13 protein-coding genes are annotated in these 11323 nt (G+C 70.1%); 6 read left to right on the top strand and 7 right to left on the bottom strand.

Annotation, left to right across the window (positions count from 1 at the left end):
- Window positions 1-23: 23 nt before the first annotated feature.
- Window positions 24-1001, bottom strand: a complete 978-nt coding sequence (gene xerD / locus JL100_RS01870) for a site-specific tyrosine recombinase XerD (protein WP_228421028.1) — start codon at window positions 999-1001, stop codon at window positions 24-26.
- A 67-nt stretch (window positions 1002-1068) separates the two neighbouring features.
- Window positions 1069-1209, bottom strand: a complete 141-nt coding sequence (locus JL100_RS01865) for a hypothetical protein (protein WP_202684361.1) — start codon at window positions 1207-1209, stop codon at window positions 1069-1071.
- A gap of 289 nt (window positions 1210-1498) precedes the next feature.
- On the opposite strand from JL100_RS01865, the gene JL100_RS01860 reads away from it, so the two are divergent.
- The 5 genes from JL100_RS01860 (at window position 1499) to JL100_RS01840 (ending at window position 6522) form a co-directional block, all read left to right on the top strand.
- Window positions 1499-2092, top strand: coding sequence for a shikimate kinase (locus JL100_RS01860; protein ID WP_202684359.1), 594 nt, complete (start codon window positions 1499-1501; stop codon window positions 2090-2092).
- 76 nt (window positions 2093-2168) lie between these two features.
- Entirely contained in the window at window positions 2169-3278 is a 1110-nt protein-coding gene (gene aroB / locus JL100_RS01855; RefSeq protein WP_228421027.1) for a 3-dehydroquinate synthase, read from the top strand.
- A 61-nt stretch (window positions 3279-3339) separates the two neighbouring features.
- On the top strand, window positions 3340-4677 hold the full coding sequence (locus JL100_RS01850; protein WP_202684356.1) for an HlyC/CorC family transporter: 1338 nt from the start codon (window positions 3340-3342) through the stop codon (window positions 4675-4677).
- Between the two features lie 148 nt (window positions 4678-4825).
- Window positions 4826-5278, top strand: coding sequence for a CBS domain-containing protein (locus JL100_RS01845; RefSeq protein ID WP_202684354.1), 453 nt, complete (start codon window positions 4826-4828; stop codon window positions 5276-5278).
- 137 nt (window positions 5279-5415) lie between these two features.
- The gene (locus tag JL100_RS01840) at window positions 5416-6522 is read left to right on the top strand and encodes a COX15/CtaA family protein (protein WP_228421026.1); all 1107 of its coding nucleotides are present in this window, start codon (window positions 5416-5418) and stop codon (window positions 6520-6522) included.
- Here the strand turns inward: JL100_RS01840 and JL100_RS01835 are convergent.
- The 5 genes from JL100_RS01835 to JL100_RS01815 form a co-directional block, all read right to left on the bottom strand.
- The gene (locus JL100_RS01835; protein ID WP_202684352.1) at window positions 6488-7876 is read right to left on the bottom strand and encodes a sensor histidine kinase; all 1389 of its coding nucleotides are present in this window, start codon (window positions 7874-7876) and stop codon (window positions 6488-6490) included. The two genes, JL100_RS01840 and JL100_RS01835, sit on opposite strands and share 35 nt — an antisense overlap.
- The gene (locus JL100_RS01830; protein ID WP_202684350.1) at window positions 7873-8553 is read right to left on the bottom strand and encodes a response regulator; all 681 of its coding nucleotides are present in this window, start codon (window positions 8551-8553) and stop codon (window positions 7873-7875) included. The genes JL100_RS01835 and JL100_RS01830 overlap by 4 nt, the downstream gene beginning before the upstream one ends.
- Entirely contained in the window at window positions 8550-9134 is a 585-nt protein-coding gene (locus JL100_RS01825) for a cytochrome b/b6 domain-containing protein (protein ID WP_202684348.1), read from the bottom strand. Before JL100_RS01825 ends, JL100_RS01830 begins: the two co-directional genes overlap by 4 nt.
- Window positions 9134-9424 carry a PepSY domain-containing protein gene (locus JL100_RS01820; RefSeq protein WP_202684346.1) on the bottom strand — a complete coding sequence of 97 codons (291 nt, stop codon included), beginning with the start codon at window positions 9422-9424 and terminating at the stop codon, window positions 9134-9136. Before JL100_RS01820 ends, JL100_RS01825 begins: the two co-directional genes overlap by 1 nt.
- A gap of 106 nt (window positions 9425-9530) precedes the next feature.
- Window positions 9531-9923: a group III truncated hemoglobin gene (locus tag JL100_RS01815; protein WP_202684344.1), complete on the bottom strand. Its 393-nt coding sequence runs from the start codon at window positions 9921-9923 to the stop codon at window positions 9531-9533.
- A 158-nt stretch (window positions 9924-10081) separates the two neighbouring features.
- Here JL100_RS01815 and kynU point away from each other — a divergent pair, with 158 nt between their 5' ends.
- Window positions 10082-11323 carry a kynureninase gene (kynU, locus tag JL100_RS01810; RefSeq protein ID WP_202684342.1) on the top strand — a complete coding sequence of 414 codons (1242 nt, stop codon included), beginning with the start codon at window positions 10082-10084 and terminating at the stop codon, window positions 11321-11323.

Genomic DNA, 11323 nt, shown 5'->3' with positions numbered 1-11323 from the left:
CGTTCGAATCGCCCGAAGGACGCTCAGTCGGCGCCGGCGAGTTTCTTTTGCCGCGCGAGGGGGTGGTGGTCGTTGACGACTCGCCTCAGGCGGTCGCCGACCACATGGGTATAGATCTGGGTCGTCGCGATGTCTGCGTGGCCCAGCATCTTCTGGACGCTGCGCAGGTCGGCGCCATGGTCCAGCAGATGGGTCGCGAAGGCGTGGCGAAGCACGTGGGGGCTGACCTTGCGCGGCTCGATCCCGGCGTCGATCGCCAGTTCCTTGAGCAGCTGGGCGAAGCGCTGGCGGGTCAGGTGCCCGTCCTCCGACGTGCGGGACGGGAACAGGAACCCGGCCTGGCGCTGCTCCCGCCCCGGCACCATGAAGGCCTTGCGCAGCGGCATGTAGGCGGACAGCGCCTCGCGCGCCGGCTCGGACAGGGGCACCATGCGCTCCTTGCCGCCCTTGCCCTTGACGATCAGGCAGCGGGCGTCCCGCGCGATGCCGGTCAGCGGCAGCCCGACCAGTTCCGACACGCGCAGGCCGGTGGCGTAGAGCACTTCCAGCAGCGCCACCAGCCGGATGCCGTCCGGGCCGCCGCGGCGCTGGGCCGCCGCCAGCAGCGTCTCGACCTCGACCTCGGTCAGGATCTTGGGCAGCGGGCGGCCCTGCTTGGGGCTGTCGATGGTCGCCGCCGGATCGTCGGTGCGCAGCCCCTCCGAGCACAGGAACCGGTAGAACTGCCGAAGCGCCGACAGCCGCCGGGCGATCGTGCGGACCGCGGTCCCGCCGTCCAGCCCGCTGAGATGGTCGAGATATCCCCTCAGGTCGTCGGTGCCGGCGCCGTCGAGGCCGGTGCCGCGCTTTGACAGCCATGACGCCGCGTCGATCAGGTCCCGTTCATAGGCCTGGCGCGTGTTGTGCGCGGCGCCGCGCTCGGCCACCAGCATGTCGAGGAAGGCCTCGACGCGCGGCGACGCCAGCGTCTTGGGTTTTCGGGGGCGTCCGGGACGTGCCATGGGCATGCTTTCCGCTACGGTGAACAGGGGCGCGGCAAATCAGCGCATGGGTCGGCGGCTCGGCCGCTCAGCGGGGGAAACGGTCATCGGGAATGACGCGCTCCACCGTCCTGGACGGCGCCGGGATGTCCCAGGTGGCCAGGAATACCGATCCGCCGGCGGCGACCAGCAGGACGAGAACGATCAGGACGCTGAGCAAGCGGGACATGATACCAGTCGAGGATGAGCCCGAGTACGGGCGGTTGCGAGAGCGAGCCACGGCACCGTCATTGGTCTGGAGAAGACGAAATGCCTTGTGTTAAGGAACACCATGGCCTTTTTTAGGCACAGTCCGGACCCGCGGGCGGTCGGTTCGGGATCCCGGGCCCTTCCCTCGCGGATCGGCCGGCGGATCTTCCCCTGCCCAAAGGTTGAAGACGCTATACTGTACCGATGGCATCGTCGCAGCGCAATATAACCAACTGTCAATCCTGTTCGCAGAAGGCCGCGTCCGTTCCATGAACGCCCATCAGTCTGTCGCCTCGCCGCACTCGGCGGTCCCCCGCCTCGTGGTGCCCCGGACCGTGGTGCTGGTCGGCCTGATGGGGGCCGGAAAGACGAGCATCGGGCGCCGGCTGGCGGCGCGGCTGCACCTGCCCTTCCGCGACGCCGACAACGAGATCGAGACCGCCGCCGGCCGCACCATCGAGGAGATCTTCGAGCAGTTCGGCGAGGCCGAGTTCCGCGCCGGGGAGCGGCGGGTGATCGGGCGCCTGCTCCAGGACAACCCGCCGCACATCCTGGCCACGGGCGGCGGCGCCTACATGGACCCCGAGACCCGCGCCCTGATCCGCAGCCACGGCATCTCGGTCTGGCTGCGCGCCGAACTGGACGTGCTGCTGGCCCGGACCTCCCGGCGAAGCAACCGGCCCCTGCTCAAGCAGGGCAACCCGCGCGAGATACTGGGCCGGCTGATCGACCTGAGATATCCGGTCTACGCGGAGGCGGACATCACCGTGGACAGCATCGACGCCCCGCCGGAGGAAACGGTCGAGCGCGTGCTGAAGGCGCTCGACACCTATCCCGGCGTCACCCTGGCGGACGGCGACTGAACCGGCGATTCAGGTCCCCGGGGCTGGATCCCCGGGCTGGAATTCTTGGGCTGGATTTATGGGAAAGACTGACACAATGCGGGACATCGTCCGGGTCGATCTGGCCGAGCGAAGCTACGACATCGTGATCGGTCCGGGCGTGATCGCCGGGGCCGGCGCGCGGATCTCCGCCCTGGCCGGCCGGCGGCCGGTCGTCGTGGTGACCGACGACACCGTGGCCCCGCTCCACCTGCCGGCCCTCGAAGCCTCGCTCGACGAGGCCGGCGTCCGGCGCAACGGCCCGGCGATCGTCCTGCCGGCGGGGGAGAAGACCAAGAGCTTCGTCCATCTGGAAGCCCTGCTCGACGATCTGCTCGGGCGCGGGATCGAGCGGTCCACCATGCTGGTGGCGCTGGGCGGCGGCGTGATCGGCGACCTCGCCGGGTTCGCGGCGGCCGTGGCGCTGCGCGGGCTCGACTTCGTCCAGGTCCCCACCACCCTGCTGGCCCAGGTCGACAGCTCGGTCGGCGGCAAGACCGGGATCAACACCCGCCAGGGCAAGAACCTGGTCGGCTCCTTCCACCAGCCCCGCCTGGTGCTGGCCGACACCGGGGCGCTCGCCACCCTGTCCCGCCGCCACATGCTGGCGGGATATGCCGAAGTGGTGAAGTACGGGCTGATCGACGACGCCGGCTTCTTCGCCTGGCTGGAGGAGCACGGCGCAGCGGTCTGCGCCGGCGAACCGGAGGCGCTGGTCCGGGCAGTGACCGTGAGCTGCGCCGCCAAGGCCGCCATCGTGGGCCAGGACGAGCGCGAATCGGGCCGCCGCGCGCTGCTGAACTTCGGCCACACCTTCGGCCACGCCCTGGAGGCGGCGGTCGGCTACGACGACCGGCTGCTCCACGGCGAGGGCGTGGCGCTGGGCATGGGACTGGCGTTCGACCTCTCCGCGCGCCTGGGATACTGCGACGCCGAAGTTCCCGCCCGGGTGCGGCGCCATCTGGACCGCATCGGCCTGCCGACCCGGCTCGGCCAGGTCGCGGGCGTGACATGGGACACGCAGGAACTGTTGGGCCATATGGCGAAGGACAAGAAGGTCCAGGACGGCCGGATCACCTTCGTGCTGGCGCGCGGCATCGGCCAGGCCTTCACCGCCCGCGACATCGACGGGCGGGAGGTCGCGGCGGTACTGGACCAGGCCCGCTGAACGCCAACCAGCACCCCCTCCCCGCACCCCCTCCCCCATCCGTTACCGAGGCCTCGCAATCATGGACCTGACGCTCTGGCTGACCATCGGAGCGATCCTCGCCCTGCTGGTGATGTCGGCCTTCTTCTCCGGGTCGGAGACGGCGCTGACCGCCGCGTCCAAGGCGCGGATGCACCAGCTCGAACACGAGGGCGACCGACGCGCCGCCGTGGTCAACCGCCTGCGCGACGACAAGGAGAAGCTGATCGGCGGGCTGCTGCTAGGCAACAACACGGTCAACATCCTGGCCTCCTCGCTGGCGACCAGCGTCCTGATCCAGCTCGTCGGCGACGCCGGCGTGGCCTATGCCACGCTCGGCATGACGCTGATGGTGCTGATCTTCTCCGAGGTGCTGCCCAAGACCTACGCCCTGCGCCACGCCGAGACCATGGCGCTCTTCGTCGGCCGGCCGGTGCGGTTCCTGGTGATGCTGTTCTCGCCGGTCACCGCGGCGGTCAACGTCCTGGTCAGCGCGGTGCTCCGGGCGTTCGGCTCGGGGATCGAGAATGTCGGCGTGCAGTCCAACATCGACGAGCTGCGCGGCGCCATCGAGCTGCACCGGGGCGAAGACCCCGGCGACGAGGAGGAGGTCAGGCACGAGCGCGCCATGCTGCGCTCGATCCTGGACCTCGCCGACGTCGAGGTGATGGAGATCATGACCCACCGGCGCAACCTGGTGACGATCGACGTCGGCCAGCCGTCGGCCCGGATCGTCCAGGAAGTCCTGGAGAGCCCCTTCACCCGCCTGCCGCTGTGGCGCGACGAGCCGGACAACATCGTCGGCGTCCTGCACGCCAAGGCGCTGCTGCGCGAGGTCCAGGCGAACGCCGGCGACCTGGACAAGCTGGACATCGGCGCCATCGCCGCCGATCCCTGGTTCATCCCCGACACCACGACCCTGTTCGACCAGCTCCAGGAGTTCCGCCGCCGGCGCGAGCATTTCGCGCTCGTGGTGGACGAGTACGGCTCCCTGATGGGTATCGTGACCCTGGAGGACATCCTGGAGGAGATCGTCGGCGACATCTCCGACGAGCACGACATCGCGGTGGCCGGCGTCCGCCCGCAACCCAACGGGACCTACATCGTGGACGGCTGGGTGACCATCCGCGACCTGAACCGCGAGTTCGAGTGGCGGCTGCCCGACGAGGAGGCCTCGACCATCGCCGGGCTGGTCCTGTACGAGGCGCGCCGCATCCCGGAGGTCGGCCAGACCTTCACCTTCTACGGCTTCCGCTTCGAGGTGCTGCGCCGCCAGCGCAACCAGATCACGGCGCTCCGGATCACCCCGCCGGCCGAGGACGCCGACGACGACGAAACGAGGCGCGACCGCGGGGACGCCGCCGCTTCCGCTTCGGCTTGACCACTCGCGCACGATCCTGCCAAAATCGCAATTACGCGAAAAATTTTATTCAAGATTGCGTATAGTTGCTCGAAACTTTCCGTCCGGGGTTCTGGCGGAGAGGCCGGACCCGGACAGATCCGTCCGCAGGTGGAGAGGGATAGGGATAATGCCGAAGCGTAAATTGGTCCCGGACGTGGTCCGGGAACAGGAAGTCATTTCGTTCAAGCCTGATGACATGGTCGGCGCGGCGGTCAAGGCGATGGCCGAGCGCCGGGTGGGTGCCGTGCTGGTGATGGAGGGGAACGGCCTGAAGGGGATCTTCACCGAACGCGACCTGGTCACCCGCGTCGTGGCCCAGGATCTCGACCCGAACACCACTCCTTTGCATCATGTCATGACCGCCGGTCCGGACACCCTGCCGCCCGACGCCATGGCGATCGAGGCGCTCGACCTGATGCGCAGGCACAATTACCGCCACCTGCCCGTGCTGCGCGACGGGGCCGTGGTCGGCATCGTCTCCATCCGCGACCTGTACGCGGCCGTGCATGCCCAGCTCGAACAGGAGATCAAGGAGCGCGACTCGTTCATCTTCGGGCAGGATTACTCGATCGGCGCCTGAACCCAGGGTGCTTCGGGATGCCGCATGCGACTTCCGGCCGCATGCGGCATCCCCTCGGATGTTTGACGCGGCGGCGCCGCGCGCCACATAGAGCGGTGGTGCAGAGCATCCTTGAATAATCAGATTGGGTTGGAGCCTTGTCCCTGACATATCCGGCGCCCCGGCATGCGGCGCCCTCCGCGGCGGCATCGCCCGCGGTATCCCGTCACGCCCGGGCCATCGCGGTATGGCTGCTGTTCTGCTGCGGCATGGTGTTCGCCATGGCGGTGATCGGCGCCATCACCCGGCTGACCGAGTCGGGCCTGTCCATGGTCGAGTGGAAACCCCTGATCGGCATGCTGCCGCCGCTGTCCGAAGGCGAGTGGAACCGCGTGTTCGACCTGTACCGGGCGACGCCGGAATACCGCTACGTCAATGCCGGCATGTCGCTGGACGAGTTCAAGCTGATCTTCTTCTGGGAATGGTTCCACCGCCTGTGGGGCCAGCTGATCGGCTTCGCCTTCCTGCTGCCCTTCCTGTGGTTCTGGGCGACGAAGCGCATCCCCAAGGGCCTGATGCCCAAGCTGGTCGGGCTTTTCGTGCTGGGCGGACTGCAGGGCGGCATCGGCTGGTTCATGGTGGTCAGCGGCCTTGTGGACCGGCCCTCGGTCAGCCACTACCGCCTGGCGCTCCATCTCGGCATCGCCTTCCTGATCTTCGCGCTGATGCTGTGGGTGGCCCTGGGGCTGCTCGACCCGAAGCCGCTGTCGGGCCGCAGCGCCGCGGCGCCGTCCCTGAGGCGCCACGCCGGGCTGGCTCTCGGTTTCGTTGCAGTGACGGTTGCCTGGGGCGCCTTCGTCGCCGGGCTGGACGCCGGGATGATCTACAACACCTTCCCGCTGATGGGCGGGCAGCTGGTGCCGTCCGACATGTGGTTCCTCGACCCGGCCCCGCTGAATCTGGTGGAGAACCACGCGGCGGTCCAGTTCACCCACCGCTGGCTCGCCATCGCCACCGGCATCGTGGTGCTGGCGCTGTCCTGGCGCGCCGTCCGGGCCGACCTGAGCCCGCGCGGCCACAAGCTGGCCTATGCCGCCGGCGCGATGATGCTGCTCCAGATCGCCCTGGGCGTCGCGACCCTTCTGACCATCGTCGCGATCCCGGTCGCCGCCGCCCACCAGGCCGGCGCCCTGACCCTGATCGGCCTGCTGGTCTGGTTCCGCTACGAGGTCAGGGCGGCGGGCACTCCGGAAAGAGCAGCCTGACGCGGCTTCCGCCGCCGGGCCGCCCGGCGATGGTGACTCCGCCGCCATGGATCTCCATCGTCTTGGCCACGATCGCCAGGCCCAGGCCGGCGCCGCCGCGGGTCCGCCTGTCGCCCTGCGCGAAGCGGTCGAACAGGCCGTCGCGCAGGGCCGGTTCGATTCCCGGTCCCCGGTCGCGGACCTCGATCGCAGCACCCGGGCCGGCGACCACGGTGACGGCGGTTCCGCGCGGCGCCGCCCGCAGGGCATTCTCCACCAAATTCCGCAGGGCGCCCGCGATGGCGTCGGGATGCCCCGCGACGGCAGCGGCGCCGTCGTCCTGGAACTCCAGCTCCCTGCCCTGGTCCACCGCCAGCGGGGCCAACCGCCGGACGGTCTCGCGCCCCACCTCGGCCAAGTCGACGCGGGCGGGCGGTTCGGCGCTCAGCCCTTCCAGCTGCGCCACCCGCAGGAGCTGATCGACCAGCCGGGACATCGCCTGCACGTCCCGCTTGGCGGCCGCCGCGGCCGGCCCTGCGATCCCGTCCAGTTCCAGGAGAAGGACGGCCAGCGGCGTGCGCAGTTCATGGGCCACGTTGGCGGTGAAGTCGCGCTGGAATCGAAGGACCTCGTCGGCCCGTCCCAACGCCGCGTTGACCGCGCTGACCAGCGCATGGACCTCGCGCGGCAGATCCGCGCCCGCATCCAGGCGCAGGCCGCCGCGCCGCACGTCGAGCTTCCTGGCCTGCCCGGCGGCCCGCCCCAGCGGCAGCAGGGTGCGCCGGACCGCGAACACGTTGACGCCCAGGAGCAGCAGCGCCAGCGGCACCATGGGGATCGCCACATGGTCCATCACCTCGTGCGCCAGCACGCCCCAGCCGATATGGTCCGGATCGGCGGCGATCGCGATGCAGACCAGGAAACCGGGCTCGATCGCGTCGAATCGCTGCGCCAGGATGCGGACCGGCCCCGCGCCGCCGGGGATGGTGCGCCAGAACAGGTCGGGTGCGGTGGCGGGCTCCGGCAGCGGAACCGTGAACAGACCGTCGTTCATCCCGGCGACGACGTCGCCCCGGCCGTCGACGATGCGGAATCCATAGGCATCGGGATGGCGCCGGTAGCGTCCGGCATGCTCTTCCGGCAGGTCGAGGGCCGGGCGGCCGTCGGCGCCCGGCGCGACATGGTCGGCCAGCCGCTGCGCCTCGCTCGCGGCGACCCGCAGGCCCAGCCGGCTGCCGTCCAGCCCATAATGGAAGGCGACCAGGACCACCTGGGCCGCCATCACGAGGACCGCGACCACGACCAGTCGTACGGTGATCAGCTGCGCCACCGACCGCCGCTGCCGCCGTCCCCCGATGCCGAGCCGGCCGGTCACGCCGCTCCCTCGGTCCGCAGCAGGTAGCCGACTCCCCGCACGGTATGGATCGACGCGTCGGCCCCGGCTTCGGCGAGCCGGCGCCGCAGCCGCGAGACGTGAGCTTCCAGCGCGTTCGGCGTCACCTCGTCGTTGAACCCGTAGAGGCTTTCCTCCAGGACCGGGCGCGTCACCGCCTGCCCGGCGCGGCGCAGCAGGATCTCGATCAGGTCGAGTTCCCGGCGCGGCGCGTCGATCGCCCGTCCGCCGACGCTGATGCGGCGGGAGACGGTGTCGAAGGCCACGTTGCCCTCCGTCAGGATCGTGGCGAGGCAGGAGCCGGGGCGGCGCAGCAGCGCCCGGCAGCGGGCCAGCAGCTCGTCCATCTCGAACGGCTTGACCAGATAGTCGTCCGCCCCGGTGTCCAGGCCCGACACCCTGTCGTCCAAGCCGCCCCGCGCCGTCGCGACCAGGACCGGGATTCCCCGGCTGCGAGCCCGGAAGCCCTTCAGCCAGGCCAGCCCGTCCCCGTCGGGCAGACCCAGGTCGAGCACGATCAGGTCATAGTTCACGGCGGCGACGGCGGCGTCCGCCTCCTCCAGGGACCCGAAGGCGTCCACCGCGAATCCGGCGCGGGCGAGCCCGCCGGCCATCAGGCCGGCGAGCCTTTCGTTGTCTTCGACGAGCAGAAGCCTCATTCCGGTTCCCAGGCCCGTTTCCGGCCGGTGACCATCGCCCAGACCAGGTTCTCGCGATGCCGCACGCTCTCATAGATCGCCGCGGCGGCATGGAGCAGGGCCAGCCAGAGTATCGCGTCCGCCGTGCCTTCGTGAAGCTTCTCGACCCACTCGAGTCCCCAGAAGGCGTCGAGCGTCGCCATCCAGCCGGTGACGCTGACCGAGGCGAGCAGGAGCATCAGCGTGATGATCATGACCGCGGCGGCCGGATTGTGGCCGAGCTGCCGGGGTTCGCGCCCCCGCAGCAGGAGCAGGGCGTACCGGGCCACCCGGGCCGGCGTCGGCACGAAGTCGGCGAAGCGGGCATGGCGCGTCCCGACGAAGCCCCACGCGATCCGGACGGCCAGGACCGCCGCGACCGCATAGCCGATGACCTCGTGGGCCAGCCCGCCGTCCTCGACGATGAAGAGGTTGGCGGCGCACCCCGCCACGACCCCCCAGTGGAAGAGGCGGACGACCGGGTCCCACACCATGACGGTCCCGTATCGGGTGCCGCCCTCCGCTCCCCCGGCCACGCCTCCGCCGATGTCCGTTCCCGTCATCAGTCGTCGACCTCCGCCTTGACGATCCTGGCATCGATCGGATCGAAATAGACCTCCGCCTTGCGGCCGTCCTTGTCGTAGCCGTAGATCTCGTAGCAATTGCCGCTGGTGGTCTTGAAGGTCCGGATGTCCCGGTACCCCATCTCGGCGATCCTCTGCTTCATGTCCGCTTCGGAAAGCCACTTGTCCCGGGGTTCCTTGGTGCAGTTCGGACCGGCCGACGCCGGACCGGCCAGCAGGGCGAGGGCGAGGGCGAGCGTGGCGGTGCCGAGCAGGACGGGCTTCTTCATGACGCGTTCTCCTTCCGATTTCGGCGGACCGGAATGGTCCGCGCCGTTGATCGATGAAGGAGACCCTAGGCGCCCCGCCTGACGGCAGCCTGACGGAACAGGACCTTCAGGCGGAAAGGGCCGCCGCGGCACCCGGCCGGAAGAACAGGCCGAGCTGAAGGCTCTCCGCGATGCGCCTCGCCCGCTCCAGGAAGCGCTCGGCCTGCGGCGGCTCGAACAGTTCGGCGGCGGTCTCCTCGAACAGGGACAGCCACCGGGCGAACAGCCCCGCCTCGATCCCGGGAATGCGCATGTGGGCCTGCATCGGGCTGCCATGGTAGGTCCCGGTCTTCAGCATGACCGAGGACCAGAACCGGTACATGGTGCCCAGATGCCGGTCCCAGTGGCCGTCCACGACCCGCTCGAACACCGGGCCGAGTTCCGCGTCGTCTCGGATGCGCGCGTAGAAGCGGTCCACCAGGGTGACGATGGTCTCTTCGGTGATGCTGTCGAACCTCATGGCTTCCTCCGGTCTCGGGTCGGCTCCCACCCTAGCCCGCGGGAGATAACATGCACATGGAAAGCATCTTTGTGCGTCGCTAGGTCGCCCCCTGGTTTCCGCTCCCGATATCGTGCAGTGTGCCGTCAACGCCCGGAAACAACCGAAGGGGCCGGCTGATGCCGGAGATCGATCTCGCCGCCTGCGAGGCGCTTGACGCCGCCGACCCGCTGGCCCGGTTCCGCGACCGCTTCGCCCTGCCCGAGGGCGTCATCTACCTGGACGGCAATTCGCTGGGCGCCCTGCCCCGGGCGACGGCGGCGCGGGTCGCCTCGGTGGTCGAGGCCGAATGGGGCCGCGACCTGATCGGGAGCTGGACCGCCCACCACTGGATCGACCTGCCCCGGCGCGTCGGCGACAAGATCGCGCGGCTGGTCGGCGCCGGCCCCGGCGAGGTCAGGGTCGCCGACTCGACCTCGGTCAACCTGTTCAAGCTGATGGCGGCGGCGCTGCGGCTGCGCCCCGGCCGCCGGGTCATCCTGTCCGAGCCGGGCAATTTCCCGACCGACCTCTACATCGCGCAAGGCCTGGTCGATCTTCTCGGCCAGGGTCACGAGCTGCGGCTGGCCGGTCCGGACGAGCTGGCCGGCGCGATCGGCGACGACGTGGCGCTGGTCTCCCTGACCCACGTGAATTACCGCAGCGGCCGGATCCACGACATGGCCGCCGTGACCAGCCTGGCGCAGGCTGCCGGTGCCCTGACATTGTGGGACCTCGCCCACAGCGCCGGCGCCCTGCCGGTGGACCTGAACGGCTGCGGCGCCGACTTCGCGGTCGGCTGCGGCTACAAGTACCTGAACGGCGGCCCCGGCGCGCCGGCCTTCCTGTTCGCCGCCGCCCGCCACCACGACACCCTGGCCCCGCCGCTGTCGGGCTGGATGGGCCACGCCGCCCCTTTCGCCTTCGACGGACACTACCGCCCCGCCGATGGCCTCGACCGGATGCTGGTCGGCACGCCGCCGGTGATCAGCCTGGCGGCACTGGAGGTCGGGGTGGACCTGATGCTGGAGGCAGACATGGCCGAACTGCGCGCCAAGTCGATGGCGCTCGGCACCCTGTTCGCCGATCTGGTCTCCGCCCGCTGCGGCGCCCATGGTTTCCGCCTCGCCTCCCCGGCCGACCCGGAACGGCGGGGCAGCCAGGTCTGCTTCGCCCACGGGCAGGGCTACGCCATCGTGCAGGCGCTGATCCGGCGCGGCGTGATCGGCGATTTCCGGGCGCCCGACATCCTGCGTTTCGGCTTCGCGCCGCTCTATGTCGGCCATGCCGACGTGTGGCGGGCGGTCGAGCATCTGCGCGCCGTGATGGAGGGCCGCGAGTGGGACCGCCCGGAATTCCACCGCCGCGCCGCGGTTACCTGA

This window comes from Skermanella mucosa (genome assembly GCF_016765655.2).
Lineage (GTDB): Bacteria > Pseudomonadota > Alphaproteobacteria > Azospirillales > Azospirillaceae > Skermanella > Skermanella mucosa.
This window is presented reverse-complemented; position numbering and strand designations above follow the sequence as displayed.